The organism is Streptomyces sp. Y20 (assembly GCF_043195475.1).
In the GTDB taxonomy this organism is placed as follows: Bacteria; Actinomycetota; Actinomycetes; order Streptomycetales; family Streptomycetaceae; genus Streptomyces.
In genome coordinates this window covers 269964-293693 of sequence record NZ_JBIDDP010000007.1, presented here as the reverse complement: position 1 = coordinate 293693, position 23730 = coordinate 269964, and the positions used below count along the sequence as shown (strand labels likewise).

At 70.8% G+C, this 23730-nt stretch carries 20 protein-coding genes, 1 tRNA gene and 1 pseudogene; 21 read left to right on the top strand and 1 reads right to left on the bottom strand.

Annotated elements, in window-relative coordinates; genetic code table 11:
- Positions 1-107 precede the first annotated feature (107 nt).
- Positions 108-179, bottom strand: a tRNA-Arg gene (locus ACGFT1_RS20185).
- 166 nt (positions 180-345) lie between these two features.
- Here ACGFT1_RS20185 and ACGFT1_RS20180 point away from each other — a divergent pair.
- From ACGFT1_RS20180 to atpA, 21 genes and pseudogenes are all read left to right on the top strand, one after another.
- A pseudogene (locus ACGFT1_RS20180) lies at positions 346-810 on the top strand (response regulator); the annotation flags it as partial.
- 499 nt (positions 811-1309) lie between these two features.
- Positions 1310-2338, top strand: a complete 1029-nt coding sequence (gene nrtL / locus ACGFT1_RS20175) for an ArgS-related anticodon-binding protein NrtL (protein WP_373910307.1) — start codon at positions 1310-1312, stop codon at positions 2336-2338.
- A gap of 54 nt (positions 2339-2392) precedes the next feature.
- Positions 2393-3784 (top strand): diaminopimelate decarboxylase, encoded by a 1392-nt coding sequence (gene lysA / locus ACGFT1_RS20170; RefSeq protein WP_373910306.1) that lies wholly within the window; start codon positions 2393-2395, stop codon positions 3782-3784.
- A 166-nt stretch (positions 3785-3950) separates the two neighbouring features.
- On the top strand, positions 3951-5243 hold the full coding sequence (locus tag ACGFT1_RS20165; protein ID WP_373910305.1) for a homoserine dehydrogenase: 1293 nt from the start codon (positions 3951-3953) through the stop codon (positions 5241-5243).
- Between the two features lie 6 nt (positions 5244-5249).
- Complete coding sequence (gene thrC, locus ACGFT1_RS20160) at positions 5250-6308, top strand: threonine synthase (protein WP_373910304.1); 1059 nt, start codon at positions 5250-5252, stop codon at positions 6306-6308.
- Positions 6309-6732: 424 nt separating this feature from the next.
- A complete protein-coding gene (gene thrB, locus ACGFT1_RS20155) occupies positions 6733-7650 on the top strand; it encodes a homoserine kinase (protein WP_373910303.1) in 918 nt (305 codons plus the stop codon).
- A 421-nt stretch (positions 7651-8071) separates the two neighbouring features.
- Positions 8072-10135 carry a transcription termination factor Rho gene (gene rho / locus ACGFT1_RS20150; protein ID WP_373910302.1) on the top strand — a complete coding sequence of 688 codons (2064 nt, stop codon included), beginning with the start codon at positions 8072-8074 and terminating at the stop codon, positions 10133-10135.
- A gap of 355 nt (positions 10136-10490) precedes the next feature.
- Entirely contained in the window at positions 10491-11624 is a 1134-nt protein-coding gene (locus ACGFT1_RS20145; RefSeq protein ID WP_373910301.1) for an LCP family protein, read from the top strand.
- Between the two features lie 165 nt (positions 11625-11789).
- Positions 11790-12014, top strand: coding sequence for a 50S ribosomal protein L31 (rpmE, locus tag ACGFT1_RS20140; protein WP_189919687.1), 225 nt, complete (start codon positions 11790-11792; stop codon positions 12012-12014).
- Positions 12015-12120: 106 nt separating this feature from the next.
- Positions 12121-13197, top strand: a complete 1077-nt coding sequence (gene prfA / locus ACGFT1_RS20135; protein WP_373910300.1) for a peptide chain release factor 1 — start codon at positions 12121-12123, stop codon at positions 13195-13197.
- A gap of 39 nt (positions 13198-13236) precedes the next feature.
- The gene (gene prmC / locus ACGFT1_RS20130) at positions 13237-14082 is read left to right on the top strand and encodes a peptide chain release factor N(5)-glutamine methyltransferase (RefSeq protein ID WP_356820113.1); all 846 of its coding nucleotides are present in this window, start codon (positions 13237-13239) and stop codon (positions 14080-14082) included.
- A gap of 52 nt (positions 14083-14134) precedes the next feature.
- On the top strand, positions 14135-14782 hold the full coding sequence (locus ACGFT1_RS20125) for an L-threonylcarbamoyladenylate synthase (RefSeq protein ID WP_356820115.1): 648 nt from the start codon (positions 14135-14137) through the stop codon (positions 14780-14782).
- Positions 14779-15456 carry a protein-tyrosine-phosphatase gene (locus ACGFT1_RS20120; RefSeq protein WP_356820117.1) on the top strand — a complete coding sequence of 226 codons (678 nt, stop codon included), beginning with the start codon at positions 14779-14781 and terminating at the stop codon, positions 15454-15456. The genes ACGFT1_RS20125 and ACGFT1_RS20120 overlap by 4 nt, the downstream gene beginning before the upstream one ends.
- Before the next feature lie 267 nt (positions 15457-15723).
- Positions 15724-16962: a serine hydroxymethyltransferase gene (glyA, locus tag ACGFT1_RS20115; protein WP_373910299.1), complete on the top strand. Its 1239-nt coding sequence runs from the start codon at positions 15724-15726 to the stop codon at positions 16960-16962.
- A 161-nt stretch (positions 16963-17123) separates the two neighbouring features.
- Positions 17124-18479, top strand: a complete 1356-nt coding sequence (locus ACGFT1_RS20110; RefSeq protein WP_373910298.1) for an MraY family glycosyltransferase — start codon at positions 17124-17126, stop codon at positions 18477-18479.
- A 301-nt stretch (positions 18480-18780) separates the two neighbouring features.
- Positions 18781-19227 (top strand): hypothetical protein, encoded by a 447-nt coding sequence (locus ACGFT1_RS20105; protein ID WP_373910297.1) that lies wholly within the window; start codon positions 18781-18783, stop codon positions 19225-19227.
- 225 nt (positions 19228-19452) lie between these two features.
- Entirely contained in the window at positions 19453-20274 is an 822-nt protein-coding gene (atpB, locus tag ACGFT1_RS20100; protein WP_373910296.1) for a F0F1 ATP synthase subunit A, read from the top strand.
- A 72-nt stretch (positions 20275-20346) separates the two neighbouring features.
- Positions 20347-20577 (top strand): ATP synthase F0 subunit C, encoded by a 231-nt coding sequence (gene atpE, locus ACGFT1_RS20095; RefSeq protein WP_250967599.1) that lies wholly within the window; start codon positions 20347-20349, stop codon positions 20575-20577.
- A gap of 41 nt (positions 20578-20618) precedes the next feature.
- Positions 20619-21164, top strand: coding sequence for a F0F1 ATP synthase subunit B (locus tag ACGFT1_RS20090; protein ID WP_373910295.1), 546 nt, complete (start codon positions 20619-20621; stop codon positions 21162-21164).
- Positions 21161-21976, top strand: coding sequence for a F0F1 ATP synthase subunit delta (locus ACGFT1_RS20085; protein ID WP_373910294.1), 816 nt, complete (start codon positions 21161-21163; stop codon positions 21974-21976). Before ACGFT1_RS20090 ends, ACGFT1_RS20085 begins: the two co-directional genes overlap by 4 nt.
- Before the next feature lie 142 nt (positions 21977-22118).
- Positions 22119-23711, top strand: coding sequence for a F0F1 ATP synthase subunit alpha (gene atpA, locus ACGFT1_RS20080; protein WP_373910293.1), 1593 nt, complete (start codon positions 22119-22121; stop codon positions 23709-23711).
- Positions 23712-23730: the final 19 nt, after the last annotated feature.

Genomic DNA, 23730 nt, shown 5'->3' with positions numbered 1-23730 from the left:
GAATACTGAGAGGCAACGAGAGAGGGCGGGAGTCAGTGAGACTGACTCCCGCCCTCTTCTGTCGGCATCCGCCCTGGTCGGGTAAATTTACCCGGTGGGTGGGCGAGTGCCCCCGGCAGGATTCGAACCTGCGCACACGGCTCCGGAGGCCGTTGCTCTATCCCCTGAGCTACGGGGGCGTGTCTGGCGTTGAGCTTCTCGCTCGCGGCGACGGGTAGAACACTAGCAGGTCCGCGGGGGTGATCAGGAACCCGTTCTCGGGGTGCGGGGTGGGCGCGTCCCCGGTAGGGGGTGGAAGTGGGGAAAACCCGGACGCGGTGGCCGGAGCGGACCTACTCTCGACGTGTGCCAGGCGCTTCGGGGCGGGTGCTTGTTGTGGACGACAACAAGGTCATCCGGCAGCTGATCAGGGTCAATCTCGAGCTGGAAGGGCTCGAGGTCGTGACCGCGGCCGATGGTGCCGAGTGTCTGGACGTGGTGCATCAGGTGCAGCCCGATGTCGTCACGCTCGACGTCGTCATGCCCCGGCTGGACGGTCTGCGCACCGCCGCCCGGCTCCGTGCCGATCCCCGTACGTGTCATCTGCCCCTCGCCATCATCAGCGCGTGTACGCAGTACGACGTCGAGGCGGGTCTCGACGTGGGCGTGGACGCCTTCCTCGCCAAGCCCTTCGAGCCCGCCGAGCTGGTGCGGCTCGTCAAGGACCTCATCGAGCGCCGCACCGGACACGGGGGGTATGGCGGAGAGGCCCACGGGGGTGGAGGAGATAGGGGTGGGGGAGACGGCGGCGGTGCGGGAGGAAGTGGCGGCAGCAGCGGCGGCAGCGGGGGAGGGCGGGCGCCGGGGGACGGTGGTGGGGCCGGGGACGAGGCCGGTGAGGGTGAGGCCTCCGGTCCGCACCGTGTCTCCGGCAGCGGCGCGAGCCCCGACCGTGGCGCCTCCCCGGGTGGTGACGGCGTCTCCGACGGTGTCCCCGGCGGGATGGCCCTTGGAGGGTAGGGCGGCTGGGGCCGCAGAAGGGTAGAGCGGCTGGGGCCGCAGGGGGTAGGCCGAGCGCGCACTCCCTGCGAGGGTTAGGCCGAGCGCGTACCGCAGGTAGGCAGGCCGGTGGATGCCGCAGAAGGTAGGCCGGGCGGACCCCGCAGGAAGGCAGGCCGGCGGGTACCGCAAGAAGGCAGGCCGGCGGACCCCGCAAGAAGGCAGGCCGCCAGATTCCGCAAGGTAGGCACGCCGGCGGGCACCGCAGCAGGCACGGTCGGGTGGATAACCGCCTCGCCCACCCACCCCCCTCCTCCCCTACGCTTGTCCCGTGACACCCGTCGAGCTCTCCTGCACCGTGCTGCGCGCGGTGCGTCGTGCTGTCGACGATGGAGAGCTGAGCGTGACCGTGCCCGAGCGTGCCGTGGTGGGTGAGCCGGGGCCCGGAGGTTGCGGGGACTACGCCACCACCATCGCGCTCCAGCTCGCCCGGCCGGCCGGGCAGCCCCCGCGGCGGGTCGCCGAGATCCTGCGGCCCCGCCTCGCCGGCGCCGCCGGGATCCGGGACGTCGTCGTCACCGGGCCCGGGTTCCTCAACATCACCCTCGCCGCGCAGGCCGATCCCGTCAGCGGGCTGGTGCGGGAGATCCGGGACAAGGGCGACCGGTACGGGCATGGTGACGCCCTCGCCGGGCAGCTCGTCGCGCTGCGCGTGCCGTACGAGGTGCGGGCCGAGGTCGTCGCCGACGTGGTCGTGCGGCTCGTGGGGGCGCAGGGCGGCCGGGCCACCGTCGAACACGGCGAGCCCGCGGACCTGCGGCCCGTGCCCGCACCGGAGGATCCCGCCCCGCTCGGTCCCGACGCCGCCCGGTGGGCCCTGCTCCACCCGGCCCCGCACGACCGGCCCCGGATCAGCGCCGACCACCTGGTGCAGCGGGAGGGCAATCCCCTCTTCCGTGTCCGGTACGCCCACGCCCGCATCCGGTCCCTCAGCCGTAACGCCGCCCGCCTGGGTTTCACCGCCGAGCCCGGACCCGTCGCGGCCACCCGGCCGGACGCCCTCCCCCCTCACGCCCCCCACCCCCACGCCGGCGACACCCTGCGCCCGCTTCTGACCCCCCTCGCCGACCACCCCCGTATCCTCGCCGCGGCCGCCACCCACCGTGCCCCGGACCGGGTCGCCCGGCATCTCGTGACCGTCGCCGATGCCGTGCTGCCCTTTCTGCCCTGCGTGCTTCCCCGCGGGGACGAGAAACCCTCGGCCGCCCACCGTGCCCGGCTGGCCCTCGCCGAAGCCGCCGGGACGGTGCTGGCCGGCGGCCTGTCCCTGCTCGGCATCGACGCACCCGAACATCTCTGAGGCGCCCAGAGCAGATGCGTCCCGGAGAGAGACAGAGAGTCTGAGAGTCACGTCATGAGCCGTTCCGCCCATCCCGCCGGGCCCCGCCACGCAGACGTCCTGCCCGAGGGGCACTACTCCGCGCCGCCCGCCGACCTCAACACCCTCGACCCCAAGGTGTGGGCCCGGACCGTCGGCCGCAACGACGACGGTGTCCTCACCGTCGGCGGGATCACCGCCACCCGGCTCGCCGAGGAGTTCGGCACGCCCGCCTACATCCTCGACGAGGCCGACTTCCGGGCCCGCGCCCGCGCCTGGCGCAGCGCGTTCGGCCCGGACGCCGACGTGTTCTACGCCGGGAAGGCCTTCCTGTCCCGGGCCGTCGTGCGGTGGCTGCACGAGGAGGGGCTCAATCTCGACGTCTGCTCGGGCGGGGAACTGGCCACCGCCCTGAGCGCCGGCATGCCCGCCGAGCGGATCGCCCTGCACGGCAACAACAAGTCCGTCGCGGAGATCACCCGTGCCGTCGAGGCCGGTGTCGGACGCATCGTCCTGGACTCCTTCCAGGAGATCGTGCGGGTCGCGCACATCGCGCAGTCGCTCGGCAGGCGCCAGCCGGTCCAGATCCGGATCACCGTGGGCGTGGAGGCGCACACCCACGAGTTCATCGCCACTGCCCACGAGGACCAGAAGTTCGGGATCCCGCTCGCCGGGGGCCAGGCCGCGGAGGCCGTACGGCGGGCGCTGCACCTCGACGGGCTGGAGCTGATCGGGATCCACTCCCACATCGGGTCGCAGATCTTCGACATGTCCGGTTTCGAGGTCGCCGCCCACCGTGTGGTCGGGCTGTTGCGGGATATCCGGGACGAGCACGGGGTCGAGCTGCCCGAGATCGATCTGGGCGGCGGGCTCGGTATCGCCTACACCAGCGACGACGATCCCCGTGAGCCGCACGAGATCGCCAAGGCGCTCAACGAGATCGTCACGCGCGCGTGCGAGGCGGCCGGGCTGCGGACCCCGCGGATCTCCGTCGAGCCGGGGCGGGCCATCGTCGGGCCGACCGCCTTCACGCTCTACGAGGTCGGCACCGTGAAGCCGCTGGAGGGGCTGCGGACGTACGTCTCCGTCGACGGCGGCATGTCCGACAACATCCGGACCGCGCTGTACGACGCCGAGTACAGCGTCGCGCTGGTGTCGCGGGCCTCCGACGCCGAGCCCGTGCTCACCCGCGTCGTCGGCAAGCACTGCGAGAGCGGGGACATCGTGGTCAAGGACGCGTTCCTGCCCGCCGACCTGGCGCCGGGCGACCTGATCGCCGTACCGGCGACGGGTGCGTACTGCCGGTCCATGGCCAGCAACTACAACCACGTGCTCCGGCCGCCCGTCGTCGCCGTACGGGACGGCGGGGCCCGGGTGATCGTCCGGCGGGAGACGGAGGAGGACCTCCTGCGTCTCGACGTCGGGTGACCGGTTCCCACGGGAATCGCGGGGGTGTGACCGGGGGTGGAAGATCTACGGTCCCGCGCCCCCGTACAAATGAAATAGATGTCTCACGATCCGGACGAAGGGTAGAAACTGTCGTCCGGTGAGTGAGACTGGTCCAACCGCAGACGGTATGAGGAAACGAGGTCGGATGATGCGTACGCGTCCGCTGAAGGTGGCGCTGCTGGGCTGTGGAGTGGTCGGCTCAGAGGTGGCGCGCATCATGACGACGCACGCCGACGACCTCGCCGCGCGGATCGGCGCCCCGGTGGAACTCGCGGGGGTCGCGGTCCGGCGGCCCTCCAAGGTCCGGGAGGGCATCGACGCGGACCTCGTCACCACCGACGCCACCGCCCTGGTCAAACGCGGCGACCTCGACGTGGTCGTCGAGGTCATCGGCGGGATCGAGCCCGCGCGGACCCTCATCACCACCGCCTTCGAGCACGGCGCCTCCGTCGTCTCGGCCAACAAGGCGCTGCTCGCCCAGGACGGGGCCGCGCTGCACGCCGCCGCCGGGCAGCACGGCAAGGACCTCTACTACGAGGCCGCCGTCGCCGGTGCCATCCCGCTGATCCGGCCGCTGCGCGAGTCCCTCGCCGGCGACAAGGTCAACCGCGTGCTCGGCATCGTCAACGGCACCACCAACTTCATCCTCGACAAGATGGACTCCACGGGGGCGGGCTACCAGGAGGCCCTGGACGAGGCCACCGCCCTCGGGTACGCGGAGGCCGACCCGACCGCCGACGTCGAGGGCTTCGACGCCGCCGCCAAGGCCGCGATCCTCGCCGGCATCGCCTTCCACACGCGCGTGCGCCTCGACGACGTCTACCGCGAGGGCATGACCGAGGTCACCGCCGCCGACTTCCGCTCGGCCGGCGAGATGGGCTGCACCATCAAGCTGCTCGCCATCTGCGAGCGCGCCAAGGACGGGGCGTCGGTCACCGCGCGCGTGCATCCGGCGATGATCCCGCTCAGCCACCCGCTCGCCTCGGTGCGCGGCGCGTACAACGCCGTCTTCGTGGAGTCGGACGCGGCCGGGCAGCTGATGTTCTACGGTCCCGGCGCCGGCGGTGCGCCGACCGCCTCGGCCGTCCTCGGTGACCTGGTCGCCGTCTGCCGCAACCGGCTCAACGGCACCACCGGGCCCGGTGAGTCGGCGTACGCCGACCTGACCGTCTCCTCGATGGGCGAGGTCGTCACCCGGTACCACATCAGCCTCGACGTGGCCGACAAACCGGGCGTGCTCGCCCAGGTCGCCACCGTCTTCGCCGAACACGGCGTCTCCATCGACACCGTTCGGCAGCAGGGCAAGGACGGCGAGGCCTCCCTCGTCGTCGTCACCCACCGGGCCTCCGACGCCTCCCTCACCGGGACCGTCGAGGCACTGCGCAAGCTCGACACCGTGCGGGGTGTCGCCAGCATCATGCGGGTTGAAGGAGAGTAACCAGCAATGACCCACCAGTGGCGCGGAATCATCGAGGAGTACCGGGACAGGCTTCCGGTCTCCGACAGCACGCCGGTCGTGACGCTCCGCGAGGGCGGCACGCCCCTCGTGCCCGCGCAGGTGCTCTCCGAGCGCACGGGCTGCGAGGTCCACCTCAAGGTGGAGGGAGCCAACCCCACCGGGTCCTTCAAGGACCGCGGCATGACCATGGCCATCAGCAAGGCCAAGCAGGAGGGGGCCAAGGCGGTCATCTGCGCCTCCACCGGCAACACCTCCGCCTCCGCCGCCGCGTACGCCGTGCGGGCCGGCATGGTGTGCGCGGTCCTCGTGCCGCAGGGCAAGATCGCGCTCGGCAAGATGGGCCAGGCCCTCGTGCACGGCGCGAAGATCCTCCAGGTGGACGGCAACTTCGACGACTGCCTCACCCTCGCCCGCTCACTGAGCGACAACTACCCCGTGGCGCTGGTGAATTCGGTCAACCCGGTGCGCATCGAGGGTCAGAAGACGGCCGCCTTCGAGATCGTCGACATGCTCGGCGGCGCGCCGGACATCCACGTCCTGCCGGTCGGCAACGCGGGCAACATCACCGCCTACTGGAAGGGCTACCGGGAGTACGCCGCCGACGGCATCGCCGCCGGGACTCCCCGCATGTGGGGCTTCCAGGCCTCCGGCAGCGCCCCGATCGTGCGCGGCGAGGTCGTCAAGGACCCGTCGACCATCGCCACCGCCATCCGCATCGGCAACCCCGCCTCCTGGCAGTACGCGCTGGCCGCGCGGGACGAGTCCGGCGGTGTCATCGACGAGGTGACGGACCGTGAGATCCTGCGCGCCTACCGGCTGTTGGCCGCGCAGGAGGGTGTCTTCGTGGAGCCCGCCTCCGCCGCCTCCGTGGCCGGTCTGCTCAAGGCCGCCGAACAGGGCAAGGTCGACCCGGGGCAGCGCATCGTGTGCACCGTCACCGGCAACGGCCTGAAGGACCCCGACTGGGCCGTCGCCGGCGCCCCGCAGCCGGTCACCGTCCCGGTCGACGCGGCCACCGCGGCCGAGCGCCTCGGCCTCGCCTGACAGCCCCGGCCTCGCCCGACGGCCAGAGCCTTGCCCGACGGTCACGGCCCGGGGCGCGCCGCCTGCGCGCCGCACTCCGGCCAGGGCACTCCGGCCAGGGCACCCGGTCCCACCCGGGGCCGGGTGGTCCGGCCCGGTGTCCCGGTCCGGGCGGCCCTGATCCGGGACCGTCCCCGACAGGGGCACAGGCGGCTTCCGACACGCATCGTGCGCCTCCTGTGCGCCCTATGTCGCCACGGAACCTTCCTTCGATAGGCTGTATCCAACCCGCCCACCGCACATGCCCCCGCGTGTGGCACGGCGCCGCGCCGTCTCCGCGGCCCGACGGGTCTTCGTACGTCAGTCATCGGCAGTCCACCGGACGACCCTCGGATCGATCGAGCGTCATCCGACAGTCACGCAGCTCAAGGAGAGTCAACGAGCGATGGCCGGTCCAGCGTTCCGCGCCGCCGCCGTCCGGGTGCGCGTTCCCGCCACCAGCGCCAACCTCGGCCCCGGCTTCGACGCCCTGGGTCTCGCGCTGGGGCTCTACGACGACGTGGTCGTCCGGGTGGCCGACACCGGGCTGCACATCGACATCGCGGGCGAGGGCAGCGAGACCCTCCCGCGGGACGAGAGCCACCTCCTCGTCCGCTCTCTGCGCACGGCCTTCGACCTGCTGGGCGGTCAGCCCCGGGGCCTGGAGATCGTCTGCGCCAACCGCATCCCGCACGGCCGGGGCCTCGGCTCCTCCTCCGCCGCCATCTGCGCCGGCATCGTCGCCGCCCGCGCGGTGACCATAGGCGGCGAGCCCCGCCTGGACGACGCCGCGCTGCTGGAGCTGGCCACCGAGATCGAGGGCCACCCCGACAACGTGGCCGCGTGTCTGCTCGGCGGCTTCACCCTGTCCTGGATGGAGGCCGGCGCCGCCCGGGCCATCAGGATGGAGCCCCACCATTCCATCGTTCCGGTGGTTTTCGTGCCCGGCAAGCCGGTCCTCACCGAGACCGCGCGCGGCCTGCTCCCGCGCTCCGTGCCGCACGTCGACGCCGCCGCCAACGCGGGCCGCGCCGCCCTGCTCGTCGAGGCGCTGACCAGGCGCCCCGAGCTGCTGCTGCCCGCCACCGAGGACCGCCTGCACCAGGAGTACCGCGCGCCGGCCATGCCGGACAGCGCGGCGCTGGTGGAGCGGCTGCGCGCCGACGGAGTCCCGGCCGTCATCTCCGGCGCCGGACCCACCGTCATGGCCCTCGCCGACGCCGGCACCGCCGACAAGGTGGAAGCCCTGGCCGGCGCCGAGTGGGCCGCCAACCGGCTGGACCTCGACGTACAGGGAGCGAGCGTGCTGCCGCTCGCACCCTGACACGCGGTTGCCGGATTTGGAGAGGGGGAATGTTTGTTGGATCCGGTAGTGTTAATCTCAAGTCTGCACCCGACCTCACCATGGCGAGGTGCCTCGTGTCCCCGTCGGGGACAGACATTCTTCCGGGAGCCTCCCGCGCCACTCCGTGTTCCTTGCGCCGTACCTGGGCAGTACGTCGCATGTGAGCGCTGAGCGGGCCGCCGGTGGGGGTACCCCTCTAGGGGATCTCCGGAACCGGTGCTACCACGCCACGTGACACACGGTGCCACGGCTCGCGGAAGCGCCATCACCGCACATTTTCTTCCGCCGCTTTGGCGGACCACCGCCCCGGCACGGTTCACAGAAGACAGGACCGTAGCCGGACAGCACAACCGGTCGCCGAGCCAGACAGGCCGACGTCCGCTCCAGGGAAGGACCCTTCGTGAGCGACACCACCGATCTGATGGGCGCACGTGTCGAGGAGACCGCTGCCGCGCCCTCCACGGACGCCTCCGCGCCTGCCGCCGGTGCCGGCTCCCGGCGGCGCCGCGGTACCGGCCTCGAGGGCATGGTGCTGGCCGAGCTTCAGCAGGTCGCCTCGGGCCTCGGTATCAGGGGCACCGCGCGGATGCGCAAGAGCCAGCTGATCGAGGTCATCAAGGAGGCGCAGGCCTCCGGGGGCGCCGCCCCCAAGGCCGAGACCGCCACCGAGACCAAGCCGAAGCGCCGGGCCACCTCCAAGGCCCGCACCGGCGACTCCGCCGAGGACGCGGAGAAGAAGGCCGGGACCCGGTCCGAGGCGCCCGCCGACAAGGCCGTGGCCCAGCAGCAGATCGAGATCCCCGGCCAGCCCGCCGGGGGCCCCTCCCGCGATGCGGCATCCCGCGCGAGCGCAGCCGAGCGTGGGGGAGAGGCCGAGCGCGGGGGAGACGACGCCCCGGTCGAGCGCCGTCGCCGCCGTGCCACCGCCGATGCGGGCAGCCCGGCCGGGAGCGGTGCCGACACCGTCGCCGCCGAGGCCAAGAGCGAGCCCAAGGCCGAGACGCCCGCGCAGCAGTCGCAGCAGCAGGGCGACGCCGGTGACGGCGAGGGCCGTGGCCGCCGCGACCGCCGTGAGCGCGGCCGGGACCGCGACCGCGGTGACCGCCGCGGCAAGGGCGACGAGCAGCAGGGCCAGGGTGGCGGCCGTCAGGACCGTCAGCAGCAGGGCCAGCAGCAGGGCGGGGGCCGCCAGGACCGCGACCGCCAGCAGCAGCAGGACGACGACGACTTCGAGGGCGGCCGCCGCGGCCGCCGGGGCCGCTACCGCGACCGCCGTGGCCGTCGTGGCCGCGACGAGATCGCCGAGCCGCAGGTCACCGACGACGACGTCCTGATCCCCGTCGCGGGCATCCTGGACATCCTTGACAACTACGCGTTCATCCGGACCTCCGGCTACCTGCCCGGTCCGAACGACGTGTACGTCTCCCTCGCCCAGGTCCGCAAGAACGGTCTGCGCAAGGGTGACCACCTCACCGGCGCGGTCCGCCAGCCCAAGGAGGGCGAGCGCCGCGAGAAGTTCAACGCGCTGGTCCGCCTGGACTCCGTCAACGGCATGGCGCCCGAACACGGCCGCGGCCGCCCGGAGTTCAACAAGCTGACCCCGCTCTACCCGCAGGACCGCCTCCGCCTGGAGACCGACCCGGGTGTGCTGACGACCAGGATCATCGACCTCGTCGCGCCGATCGGCAAGGGCCAGCGCGGTCTGATCGTGGCCCCGCCGAAGACCGGCAAGACCATGATCATGCAGGCGATCGCCAACGCGATCACGCACAACAACCCCGAGTGCCACCTGATGGTCGTCCTGGTCGACGAGCGTCCCGAAGAGGTCACCGACATGCAGCGGTCGGTGAAGGGCGAGGTCATCTCCTCGACCTTCGACCGCCCGGCCGAGGACCACACCACGGTCGCCGAGCTGGCCATCGAGCGCGCCAAGCGCCTGGTGGAGCTGGGTCACGACGTCGTCGTGCTGCTCGACTCGATCACGCGTCTGGGCCGTGCCTACAACCTGGCGGCCCCGGCCTCCGGCCGCATCCTGTCCGGTGGTGTCGACTCGACCGCGCTGTACCCGCCGAAGCGCTTCTTCGGCGCGGCGCGGAACATCGAGGACGGCGGCTCGCTCACCATCCTCGCCACCGCGCTGGTGGACACCGGGTCCCGCATGGACGAGGTGATCTTCGAGGAGTTCAAGGGCACCGGCAACGCGGAGCTCAAGCTGGACCGCAAGCTCGCCGACAAGCGCATCTTCCCGGCGGTGGACGTCGACGCGTCCGGTACCCGCAAGGAAGAGATCCTGCTCGGCAGCGAGGAGCTGGCCGTCACCTGGAAGCTGCGCCGGGTGCTGCACGCGCTCGACCAGCAGCAGGCCATCGAGCTGCTGCTGGACAAGATGAAGCAGACCAAGTCGAACGGCGAGTTCCTGATGCAGATCCAGAAGACGACGCCGACGCCGGGAAACGGTGACTGAACGTCCCCGCGTCCCTGAACCGCACGAGCCCGCCCCCCGTCCCCTCGTGGACGGGGGGCGGGCTCGTTGTGCCGGGGGAGGGGAGGGCGGGCGACCCGAGATCTTTGCCACAGGGAACCGGCCGGGCACCGAAGTCCGGACGCACGGCCTCCAGCGCCGAAACCGCAGGTGAGCGCGGTCGGCCGGAAACGGTCGACTACCCATCGTGGCCGGTTCCGCACGCGGCGGGCACTCTGCGTCGTGCAACCCTTTTCCCGGTTTCTCCGTCTGACCCGGCGGAGCGACGATGGAGCGGTGAGAACCGCGCCTGACCCTGACAGCAGGGGGTAGCCGACCGACGAGACCGAGGAGCGCTGTGGCCGCCGAGAGCACGCCCGAGCCCGCCATAACCGGGCAGGGCACGACCGGACCCCGCCGCGGGGGCAGGGGCCGCCGCCGCAAGGGCCGTAGCACGCATCGCAAGGCCCTGCTCGTGACGGCCTGGACGGCCGCGGGCGTGGTCGTGCTGGGGGGCGCCGGCGCCGGGCTCGTGTACGTCAAGCTCAACGGCAACATCCGCAGTGTCGACATCAACCAGGCCCTCGGCAGCGACCGTCCCACGAAGATCGACAACGGCTCCGAGAACATCCTGGTCCTCGGCTCGGACACCCGGGCCGGCAAGAACAAGAAGCTCGGCGGCGGCGCCGACGACGGCAGCGCCCGTTCCGACACGGCGATGATCGTCCACGTGTACGAGGGCCACCAGCGGGCCAGCGTGGTCTCCATCCCCCGGGACACCCTCGTCGACCGGCCCGAGTGCACCGACACCAAGGGCACCGCCCACCCCGTAGCGTCCGGTGTGATGTTCAACGAGGCGTACTCCACCGGGGGCGCGGCCTGCGCGGTGAAGACCGTCGAGTCGATCAGCGGCATCCGCATGGACCACTACCTGGAGGTCGACTTCGAGGGCTTCCAGAGACTCATCGACGACCTCGGCGGGGTCCGGGTGACGACCACCAAGGCCATCGACGACCCGCAGAGCCACCTGCGTCTCAAGGCCGGCGCGCACACCTTGGACGGCGAGCAGGCCCTCGGCCTGGTCCGCACCCGGCACGGCGTGGGCGACGGCTCCGACCTGGGCCGCATCCAGCTCCAGCAGGCCTTCATCAAGGCACTGCTCGACCAGGTCGAGCACGTCGGCGTCTTCTCGAACCCCAAGAAGCTGTTCGACCTCGCCGACACCGCCACCAAGGCCGTCACCACCGACTCCGACCTCGGCTCGGTCAACTCCCTGATGGATTTCGCGAGCGGCCTGAAGGGCATCGGCTCGTCGCACCTGAAGATGGTCACGATGCCCGTGCGGTACGACCCGGCCAACCCCAACCGGGTCCTCCTGGAGCGGAGCAAGGCCGCGCTGGTGTGGAACGCCCTGAGGAACGACCGGCCGATCCCCGGGGCGGCCACGGAAGGCACGGCGACGGGCGAGGCCACGGGCGTGGTGACCGGCTAGGCGCAGCGCCGCGGGGGGCTGTGCGGCGGCCCCCGGGAATAGAACAACCGCACCCCCGGTTTGGGTGGATGGCCCCAGTCCTGGCAGACTGGTACGTCGGCTCCGGTTCACGCTCCCGCATCCCGTGGCGGCGACCCGGCGCCCTCCCGATACCTAGGAGACACCTTGAAGCGCGACATCCACCCCGAGTACGTCGAGACGCAGGTCAGCTGCACCTGTGGCGCGTCGTTCACGACCCGCAGCACCATCGAGTCCGGCAGCATCCGGGCCGATGTCTGCTCCGAGTGCCACCCGTTCTACACGGGCAAGCAGAAGATCCTCGACACCGGTGGCCGTGTGGCCCGCTTCGAGGCCCGCTTCGGCAAGGCTGCCGCCGGCTCCAAGAAGTAGCGAGCCCCATTTCGCCGGTCCACGGTCACGCCCCCTCGCGGGGTGTGCCCGGGACCGGCGTTTTTGGTCGCCCGCCCTTTCCTTCACCGCAGTACAGGAGCCCAGAATGTTCGAGGCCGTCGAGGAACTCGTCGTCGAGCACGCCGACCTGGAGAAGAAGCTCGCCGACCCGTCGGTCCACTCCGACCAGGCGAACGCGCGCAAGCTGAACAAGCGCTACGCCGAGCTGACCCCGATCGTCGCGACGTACCGTTCCTGGAAGCAGATCGGCGAGGACGTGGAGACCGCGCGCGAGTACGTGGCCGCCGAGCCCGAGTTCGCCGCCGAGGTCAAGGACCTGGAGAAGCAGCGCGAGGAGCTGACCGAGAAGCTGCGGCTGCTTCTCGTCCCGCGTGACCCCAGTGACGACAAGGACGTCATTCTGGAGATCAAGGCGGGCGCCGGCGGTGACGAGTCGGCCCTGTTCGCCGGCGACCTGCTGCGCATGTACCTGCGCTACGCCGAGCGCGTCGGCTGGAAGACCGAGATCATCGACGCCACCGAGTCGGAGCTGGGCGGCTACAAGGACGTCCAGGTCGCGGTGAAGACCAAGGGCGGCCAGGGCGCGACCGAGCCCGGTCAGGGCGTGTGGGCCCGGCTGAAGTACGAGGGCGGGGTGCACCGCGTGCAGCGGGTGCCGGCCACCGAGTCCCAGGGCCGCATCCACACGTCCGCCGCCGGTGTGCTCGTCACGCCGGAGGCCGAGGAGGTCGACGTCGAGATCAACCCCAACGACCTCCGCATCGACGTGTACCGGTCCTCCGGCCCGGGCGGCCAGTCCGTCAACACCACCGACTCCGCGGTGCGGATCACGCACCTGCCGACCGGAGTCGTCGCCTCCTGCCAGAACGAGAAGAGCCAGCTCCAGAACAAGGAGCAGGCGCTGCGTATCCTGCGTTCCAGGCTGCTCGCGGCGGCGCAGGAGGAGGCCGAGCGGGAGGCCGCCGACGCCCGCCGCAGCCAGGTCCGCACCGTCGACCGCTCCGAGAAGATCCGCACCTACAACTTCCCGGAGAACCGGATCTCCGACCATCGCGTCGGCTTCAAGGCGTACAACCTGGACCAGGTCCTGGACGGCGACCTCGACGCGGTCATCCAGGCCTGCGTCGACGCAGACTCGGCGGCGAAGCTCGCCGCCGCGTAAGACCCGTACGCCCGCACGAGTACGACACGGAGGACTCGCGTGAACCTGCTGCTCGCAGAGGTGGCCCAGGCCACCCAGCGGCTGGCCGACGCCGGCGTGCCCTCGCCGCGCAACGACGCGGAGGAGCTGGCCGCCTTCGTGCACGGCGTGAAGCGCGGCGGACTCCACTCCGTGAAGGACACCGACTTCGACGCCCGGTACTGGGAGGTCATCGCCCGGCGCGAGCAGCGTGAGCCGCTCCAGCACATCACCGGGCGGGCGTACTTCCGGTATCTGGAGCTCCAGGTCGGGCCCGGAGTGTTCGTGCCCCGGCCCGAGACGGAGTCCGTGGTCGGCTGGGCCATAGACGCCGTACGCGCCATGGACGTCGTGGAGCCGTGCATCGTCGACCTGTGCACCGGCTCCGGCGCCATCGCGCTGGCCCTCGCCCAGGAGGTGCCGCGCTCCCGCGTCCACGCCGTGGAACTGTCCGAGGACGCCCTGGTGTGGACGCGCAAGAACGTGTCCGGGTCGCGGGTCGACCTGCGCCAGGGTGACGCCCTCACGGCCTTCCCCGACCTCGACGGCCAGGTCGACCTGGTCATCTCCAACCCGCCGTACATCCCGCTCACCGAATGGGAGTACGTCGCCCCGGAGGCCCGGGACTACGACCCGGAACTGGCCCTGTTCTCCGGTGAGGACGGACTCGACCTCATCCGGGGCATCGAACGCACCGCGCACCGGCTGCTGCGCCCCGGCGGTGTCGTCGTCATCGAGCACGCCGACACCCAGGGCGGCCAGGTGCCGTGGATCTTCACCGAGGAGCGGGGCTGGGCCGACGCGGCCGACCACCCCGACCTCAACAACCGCCCCCGCTTCGCGACGGCCCGCAAGGCGCTGCCGTGAGCACCCCGCAGACCCCCACCCCGCAGTACGTGTACGAGGAGGCCAGTTAGTCATGGCACGGCGATACGACACCAACGACGCGACCGACCGCGTGACGGGTCTGCGCGAGGCGGCGTCCGCCGTCCGCCGGGGCGAGCTGGTGGTGCTGCCGACCGACACGGTGTACGGGATCGGTGCCGACGCGTTCTCCTCGGAGGCCGTCAGCGACCTGCTCGCCGCCAAGGGCCGGGGCCGCAACATGCCCACCCCCGTCCTCATCGGCTCCCCGAACACCCTGCACGGCCTCGTCACGGACTTCTCCGAGCTGGCCTGGGAACTGGTCGACGCGTTCTGGCCGGGCGCCCTGACGCTCGTCGCCAGGCACCAGCCGTCCCTCCAGTGGGACCTCGGCGACACCCGCGGCACGGTGGCCGTGCGCATGCCGCTGCACCCGGTCGCCATCGAGCTGCTCACCGAGGTGGGTCCGATGGCCGTGTCCTCCGCCAACCTCACCGGTCACCCGGCGCCGGAGAACTGCGACGCCGCCCAGCAGATGCTCGGCGACTCCGTCTCCGTCTACCTCGACGGCGGCCCCACCCCGGGCATCGTGCCGTCGTCCATCGTGGACGTCTCCCGCGAGGTGCCGCTGCTGCTGCGCGAGGGCGCGATCTCCCCGGACGAGCTGCGCAAGGTGGTACCCGATCTCGAGGTGGCGAATTGACGGCCCCTGAAGCGGGGCGTGGCATAGGCGGCGGGGGTTACAGCGCGGAGGAGACGACGACGTTCGGGTTTCCGCGCGACACGTTCCGCATTCTCCACGTCAGCACGGGCAACGTGTGCCGCTCACCCATCACCGAGCGGCTGACCCGGCACTTCGTCGCGGAGCGGCTCGGCGTACTGGGCGGCGGGCTCATCGTGGAGAGCGCCGGCACCTGGGGCCACGAGGGCGCGTCCATGGAGTCCCACGCGGAGACCGTGCTGGCCGAGTTCGGCGCGGACACCTCCGGCTTCGTCGGCCGGGAGCTGCTGGACGAGCACGTGATCATGGCCGACCTGGTCCTGACCGCCACCCGCGACCACCGCGCCCAGGTCATCTCCATGGGCCATTCCGCGGGGCTGCGCACCTTCACCCTCAAGGAGTTCACCCGCCTGGTCCGCGCCATAGACCCCACCACGCTGCCGCCGCTGGAGGACGGGGTGGTGATGCGGGCGCGGGCGTTGGTGCGGGCGGCGGCGGCGCTGCGGGGCTGGCTGCTGGCCCCGACGGCGGAGGCGGACGAGGTCTACGACCCCTACGGCGCGCCCCTGACGTTCTTCCGTTCGATCGGCGACGAGATACGGGACGCCCTGGACCCGGTCGTCACCGCGCTGACGGGGGTACCGGCGCGCGCGTGACGGCCACGTGCGGTGACCCGGCGGACGGAGTGCGCCGCAGCGTCCCGGAGCCGGCAGGCCCGCCAGGGCGCAGCGCGGGCGGGACGCGTCGGGGAGGGGTCCCGCCGGCGTCGTGCGGGCGGCGGCGGCGCGCGGCCGGCCACCGATTGCGCTGACGGGAGTATCCGCTCGTACGAGGGAGGACCGTGCGGGCGTGACGGTCGCGCGTTCGCCGGGGGGCGGGCCTACATTGGGGATACGTCACCGTCGACCCGCCCGGAGTCCGTCATGTCGGTCACCACCGTCCATGAGACCGATGCCCTGCGGCGACAGGATCCGGCGATGGCCGAGATCCTGCTGGGGGAGCTCCAGCGGCAGTCGACGACGCTCCAGCTGATCGCCGCCGAGAACTTCTGCTCGCCGGCCGTGCTGGCCGCCCTCGGCTCGCCGCTCGCCAACAAGTACGCCGAGGGGTATCCCGGGGCCCGGCACCACGGCGGCTGCGAGATCGTCGATGTCGCCGAACGCGCCGCCGTCGACCGGGCCAGGGCCCTGTTCGGTGCCGAGCACGCCAATGTGCAGTCCCACTCCGGCTCGTCGGCCGTACTGGCCGCCTACGCGGCCCTGCTGCGCCCCGGTGACACCGTCCTCGCCCTGGGCCTGCCCCACGGTGGCCACCTCACCCACGGCTCACCGGCGAACTTCTCCGGCCGCTGGTTCGACTTCGTCGGCTACGGCGTCGACGCCGAGACCGGTCTGATCGACCACGACCAGGTGCGCCACCTGGCACGCAACCACCGCCCCAAGGCCATCGTGTGCGGTTCCATCGCCTACCCCCGCCACATCGACTACGCCTTCTTCCGCGAGGTCGCCGACGAGGTCGGGTCCTATCTGATCGCTGACGCCGCGCATCCGATCGGGCTGGTCGCCGGGGGCGCGGCGCCGAACCCGGTGCCGTACGCGGACATCGTGTGCGCGACCACCCACAAGGTGCTGCGCGGCCCGCGCGGCGGGATGCTGCTGTGCGGTGCCGAGCTGGCCCAGCGCGTGGACCGGGCCGTCTTCCCTTTCACCCAGGGCGGTGCCCAGATGCACACCATCGCCGCCAAGGCCGTCGCGTTCGGTGAGGCGGCGACCCCGGCGTTCGCGGCGTACGCCCGTCAGGTCGTCGCCAACGCGCGCGTGCTCGCCGGGCACCTGGCCGCGGAGGGGCTGGCCGTCACCACCGGCGGCACGGACACCCACCTGATCACCGCGGACCCGGCCCCGCTCGGCGTGGACGGCCGCTCCGCGCGTGGCCGCCTGCTGGCCGCCGGCCTGGTCCTGGACTGCTGCGCGCTGCCGCACGGCGACGGCCGCGGGCTGCGCCTGGGGACGGCCGCCGTGACCACGCAGGGCATGGGCGAGCCGGAGATGGTGCGGATCGCGGCGCTGCTGGCGGCCGTGCTGCGGGGGGTCGCGGAGCCGGCCGCGGCCCGGGAGGAGGTGCGGGCCCTCACCGGTGAGTTCCCGCCGTATCCCGGTTGAACGGGGCCCGGCGCAGTCCCGTACCTCCCGGTGTGGACCCCTGTGGACCGCGGCGCACAGCCACCCGTGCAACCATCGTCGCTACCCGGAAGTCTTCAACCGTATGCGTCCGTCGCTAGGGTGTGAGGCTGTGATGGCCAGCGAGACCTGTGGGGAAGCCCGTGCGTGAATACCTGCTGACGCTCTGCATCACGGCCGCGGTGACGTATCTGCTGACAGGGCCGGTACGGAAGTTCGCGATCGTGGCCGGGGCGATGCCGGAGATCCGGGCCCGTGACGTGCACCGGGAACCCACTCCGCGGCTCGGCGGTATCGCCATGTTCTTCGGGCTGTGCGCGGGCCTGCTGGTCGCGGACCACCTGACCAACCTCAACGAGGTCTTCGCCAAGTCGAACGAGCCACGGGCGCTGCTCTCCGGTGCCGCCCTGATCTGGCTGATCGGCGTCCTGGACGACAAGTTCGAGATCGACGCGCTGATCAAGCTGGGCGGGCAGATGATCGCCGCGGGCGTGATGGTCATGCAGGGTCTGACGATCCTGTGGCTGCCCATCCCGGGCGTCGGCAACGTCGCCCTGACCCAGTGGCAGGGCACGCTCCTGACGGTCGCGCTGGTCGTGATCACGATCAACGCGGTGAACTTCGTGGACGGCCTCGACGGTCTCGCGGCCGGCATGGTGTGCATCGCGGCGGCGGCGTTCTTCCTGTACGCCTACCGGATCTGGTACTCGTACGGCATCGAGTCGGCGGCACCGGCGACCCTCTTCGCGGCGATCCTGATGGGCATGTGCCTGGGCTTCATGCCGCACAACATGCACCCGGCGCGGATCTTCATGGGCGACTCCGGCTCGATGCTGATCGGCCTGGTGCTGTCGGCGGGCGCGATCTCGATCACCGGTCAGGTGGACCCGGACGCGTTGGCGCTCTTCACGGGGTCGGAGAAGGCGGCGGTCCACCAGACGGTCCCGGTCTACATCCCGCTCCTGCTGCCGCTGACGATCATCGCGGTGCCGGCCGCCGACCTGGTCCTGGCGATCGTCCGGCGCACCTGGCGCGGCCAGTCCCCGTTCGCCGCCGACCGCGGCCATCTGCACCACCGGTTGCTGGAGATCGGCCACTCGCACAGCCGGGCCGTGCTGATCATGTACTTCTGGTCGGCCCTGATCGGCTTCGGCGCGCTGGGCTACTCGGTCAACTCGGCTTCGATGTGGATCGTGCTGGGTGTGGTGTTCCTCAGCGCGATCGGGCTGGTCCTGCTGCTCCTCCCGCGCTTCACCCCGCGGGTGCCGGTGTGGGCCCAGCGGTTCGTGCCCCCGCGGTACCGCAGGCGCCGCCCGAGCGTGGAGCCGGCCGTGTCCGGACAGGAGGCGGAGGCGTCGCACGAGGCGTCGCGGGGGTCCGGCGACCCTGTGCGGGAGCCCGGGGAATCCGCGGAGCGGGACCCCGTCGTGGCCGGTGCCGCGGGCGTCAACGGGGCGACCGCGCTCGGTTCGCGGTCCCGTTTCGCCCACCGTCGCTGAGACGGCCAAGGTAAGAATCTGACTAGAGCATTGCCAAGTCGTGGGGGAGCAAAAACCCCAATACCAGGCAAGTCGGCTCGATTTTTGCACAGAAGGGCGCTGTCACTCTCATGTGTGACAGCAAGCACACCAACCAGGTAAAGACCTCATCAAATAGTTTGTGATACGGTTCACGAGAACCCCGGAGAGAGCCGAAGGACCCAGTGCGTTGGTCCGTCGGTGTGAGGTCTCGACCCCCTCGGCCCGGGACTACGCTCGTCCATGACGACACCTGCCCCCCTGTGAAAGCGGAGTTGCCGCCATGCCGTCCAATGACGCCCGGATCCTGGCCCAGGCCGCCGTGCCCACGGTTGCCGTCGGCGCGATCGCCGCCGTCGTCAGCGGTGTGGTCGCCGGTGGCAAGGGGGCGATCGGGGCCGTCGTCGCGACGGTGATCGTGATCCTCTTCATGGGTATCGGTCTGTACGTACTCCAGCGCACCGCCAAATCGCTTCCGCATCTGTTCCAGGCCATGGGCCTGATGCTCTACGCGGCACAGATCCTGCTGTTGTTCGTGTTCATGGCCGCGTTCAAGCACACGACGCTGTTCAATCCCCGGGCTTTCGCGCTCACGCTCCTCGCCGGCACCCTCGCGTGGATCGCCGCGCAGACGCGTGCGCACATGAAGTCCAAGATCCTGTACGTCGAACCCGAATCGACCGCTTCCATGAGCGACGGAAAGTCCCACAAGTCGGGGCACTCGTCGTGAGGGGTAGGGCCGGGATAAAGGCGCACGAGATCTCCTGCTATCGTCCGGTGCCAACTGCGGCATCGCGGGCGCGGGCATCTGAGCTGACGCCTGCTCAATCGCGAGGCGAGATGCCCCCAAGCCGCCCCCACATCCGTAACACCAGTCCCGTGCCGACCCGCGGTCGTACGCCGCGCCGACACAACGAGGTTGCCGTACCTATGCGCCACGCTGAAGGAGCCCGCGGTGAGTGCTGATCCGACGCAGGTGCTCGCCTTCGAGACCGACTGCCACATCTTCGACGGCTGTGGCTTCCCGGCTCCCGGCCTGCACTCGTTCCTGTTCCAGCCCCTCTGGGGCGACGGCGACAGCAACGTGTACTTCAACAAGACGATGCTGCTGGCGCTGCTCGGCTCGATCATCATCGTCGGCTTCTTCTGGGCCGCCTTCCGCAAGCCGAAGGTCGTCCCCGGCAAGCTCCAGATGGTCGCCGAGTCCGGCTACGACTTCATCCGCCGCGGTGTCGTCTACGAGACCATCGGCAAGAAGGAAGGCGAGAAGTACGTCCCGCTGGTCGTCTCGCTGTTCTTCTTCATCTGGATGATGAACCTCTGGTCGATCATTCCGGTCGCCCAGTTCCCGGTGACGTCGATCATTTCCTACCCGCTGGTCCTGGCGCTGATCGTCTACATCCTCTGGGTCTCGCTGACCTTCAAGCGCCACGGGTTCGTCGGCTTCTTCAAGAACGTCACGGGCTACGACAAGTCGCTCGGTGCGGTGCTGCCGCTCGCCATGGTCATCGAGTTCTTCTCGAACCTGCTGGTGCGCCCCTTCACCCACGCGGTGCGACTCTTCGCGAACATGTTCGCGGGCCACACCCTGCTGCTGCTCTTCACGATCGCCAGCTGGTACCTGCTGAACGGCATCGGCATCGCCTACGCCGGCGTCAGCTTCATCATGACCATCGTGATGACGGCCTTCGAACTCTTCATCCAGGCTCTTCAGGCGTACGTCTTCGTTCTTCTGACGTGCACCTACATCCAGGGCGCCCTGGCCGAGCACCACTGAGCGCCTCGTCCCACACCCCCATCGTCCGGTGGCCAACCCCCACCGGTCCGTAAAGAAGAAGGAAGAACTGGCATGTCCCAGACCCTTGCCGCTGTTACCGGCTCGCTCGGCTCCATCGGTTACGGCCTCGCTGCCATCGGCCCCGGCGTCGGCGTCGGCATCATCTTCGGTAACGGCACCCAGGCCCTGGCCCGTCAGCCCGAGGCCGCCGGCCTGATCCGCGCCAACCAGATCCTCGGCTTCGCCTTCTGTGAGGCACTGGCACTGATCGGTCTGGTCATGCCGTTCGTCTACGGCCAGTGATCAACTGATCAGCGAACGCCACCTAGACGGAAGGCACTGACATGAGCCAGCTGCTCACACTGGCGGCCGAGAGCGGGGAGAACCCCCTCGTCCCGCCGGTCCCCGAGCTCGTCATCGGCCTGCTCGCCTTCGTCATCGTCTTCGGCTTCCTCGCCAAGAAGCTTCTCCCGAACATCAACAAGGTTCTGGAAGAGCGTCGCGAGGCCATCGAGGGCGGTATCGAAAAGGCTGAGGCCGCACAGACCGAGGCCAAGAGCGTCCTCGAGCAGTACAAGGCCCAGCTCGCGGAGGCCCGGCACGAGGCCGCGCGTCTGCGCCAGGAGGCGCAGGAGCAGGGTGCCGTGCTCATCGCCGAGATGCGGGCCGAGGGCCAGCGTCAGCGCGAGGAGATCGTCGCCGCCGGTCACGCGCAGATCGAGGCCGACCGCAAGGCCGCCGCGTCCGCGCTGCGCCAGGACGTCGGCAAGCTCGCCACTGACCTGGCCGGCAAGCTCGTCGGCGAGTCCCTCGAGGACCACGCCCGGCAGAGCCGTGTGATCGACCGCTTCCTCGACCAGCTCGAGGAGAAGGCCGAGGCCACGCGATGAACGGAGCGAGCCGCGAGGCCCTGGCAGCCGCCCGTGGGCGTCTCGACGCGCTGACGGACTCCACGGCCGTGGACGCCGCGCAGCTCGCCGACGAGCTGGCGGCCGTCACCGCGCTGCTCGACCGCGAGGCCGGCGTGCGCCGGGCCCTCACCGACCCGGGCAAGGCCGGCGAGGCGAAGGCGCAGCTGGTCCAGCGTCTGATCGGGGGCCAGGTCAGCGGCAGCACCGCCGACCTGGTGTCCGGGCTGGCCCGGTCCCGCTGGTCGCAGTCCCGCGACCTGGTGGACGCGGTCGAGGAGCTGGCGAACATCGCCGACCTCACTGCCGCGGAGAAGTCCGGCACCCTCGACGACGTCGAGGACGAGCTGTTCCGGTTCGGCCGGATCGTCTCCTCCGCCACCGGGCTGCGTGCCGCGCTCACCGACCGCGCTGCCGGCGCCCCGGCCAAGACCGAGCTGCTGCACCGGCTCCTCGGCGGCCGGGCCAAGCCGGTCACCGAGCGTCTGGTGACGCGCCTCGCCACCGCGCCGCGTGGACGTAGCCTGGAGGCGGGACTGGAGTCCCTGTCCAGGCTTGCCGCCGAGCGGCGGAACCGCATGGTCGCCGTCGTCACCTCGGCGGTGCCCCTGAGCGACGGCCAGAAGGAGCGCCTCGGCGCCGCCCTGACCAAGCTCTACGGGCGTCGGATGCACCTGAACCTCGACGTCGACCCCGAGGTCGTCGGAGGTATCCGGGTGCAGGTCGGTGACGAGCTCATCAACGGCTCGATCGCGGACCGGCTGGACGAGGCCGCCCGCCGCATGGCGAGCTAGCAGCACCTCGGCACCACGTCGAGAAAAACAGAACGTAATTACGGCCCTGGTTGGGCCGTGCAGAGGATTCACCTCCTGTCGGGGGGAGTCCCCACCCCCCAAAGTGAAACTTCGGGCCCAACAAGGAGAGCAGGGAACCCAGATGGCGGAGCTCACGATCCGGCCGGAGGAGATCCGGGACGCGCTGGAGAACTTCGTCCAGTCGTACAAGCCGGACGCGGCCTCGCGCGAGGAGGTCGGTACGGTCACCGTCGCCGGCGACGGCATCGCCAAGATCGAGGGCCTGCCCTCGGCCATGGCGAACGAACTGCTGAAGTTCGAGGACGGATCCCTCGGTCTCGCGCTGAACCTGGAAGAGCGCGAGATCGGTGCGGTCGTCCTCGGCGAGTTCAGCGGTATCGAGGAGGGTCAGCCGGTGCACCGCACCGGTGAGGTCCTCTCCGTGGCGGTCGGCGAGGGCTACCTCGGCCGCGTCGTCGACCCGCTCGGCAACCCGATCGACGGCCTCGGCGAGATCGAGACCGACGGCCGCCGCGCGCTCGAGCTGCAGGCCCCCACGGTCATGCAGCGCAAGTCGGTGCACGAGCCGATGGAGACGGGCTACAAGGCCGTCGACGCGATGACCCCGATCGGCCGTGGTCAGCGTCAGCTGATCATCGGCGACCGCCAGACCGGCAAGACCGCCCTGGCCGTCGACACGATCATCAACCAGCGCGACAACTGGCGCACGGGCGACCCGAAGAAGCAGGTCCGCTGCATCTACGTCGCCATCGGCCAGAAGGGCTCCACCATCGCCGGCGTGCGCCGCGCGCTGGAGGAGAACGGCGCGCTGGAGTACACGACCATCGTCGCCGCTCCGGCGTCCGACCCGGCCGGCTTCAAGTACCTGGCGCCGTACACCGGTTCGGCCATCGGCCAGCACTGGATGTACCAGGGCAAGCACGTCCTGATCATCTTCGACGACCTGTCGAAGCAGGCCGACGCCTACCGCGCCGTGTCGCTGCTGCTGCGCCGCCCGCCGGGCCGTGAGGCCTACCCGGGTGACGTCTTCTACCTGCACTCGCGTCTGCTGGAGCGCTGCGCCAAGCTCTCCGACGACGAGGGCGCCGGCTCGATGACCGGTCTGCCGATCGTCGAGACGAAGGCCAACGACGTCTCGGCGTTCATCCCGACCAACGTCATCTCCATCACCGACGGCCAGTGCTTCCTGGAGTCGGACCTCTTCAACGCCGGTCAGCGCCCCGCGCTGAACGTCGGTATCTCCGTCTCCCGAGTCGGTGGTTCCGCGCAGCACAAGGCGATGAGGCAGGTCTCCGGCCGACTGCGCGTCGACCTCGCCCAGTTCCGTGAGCTGGAGGCGTTCGCCGCCTTCGGTTCCGACCTGGACGCGGCCTCGAAGTCGCAGCTGGAGCGCGGCCAGCGCATGGTCGAGCTGCTGAAGCAGGACCAGTACCAGCCGATGTCCACCGAGGACCAGGTCGTCTCCGTGTGGGCCGGCACCACCGGCCGGATGGACGAGGTGCCGGTCGCCGACATCCGCCGCTTCGAGAAGGAGCTGCTGGAGTACCTGCACCGCAAGGAGCAGGGCCTCATGACCTCCATCCGCGAGGGCGCCAAGATGTCCGACGACACGCTCACGGCCATCGCGGACGCCATCGCCGAGTTCAAGAAGCAGTTCGAGACCTCGGACGGCAAGCTGCTCGGCGAGGACACTCCTGCCGCTGCCGCCAAGTGACGTAAGGAAGGGACCTGAC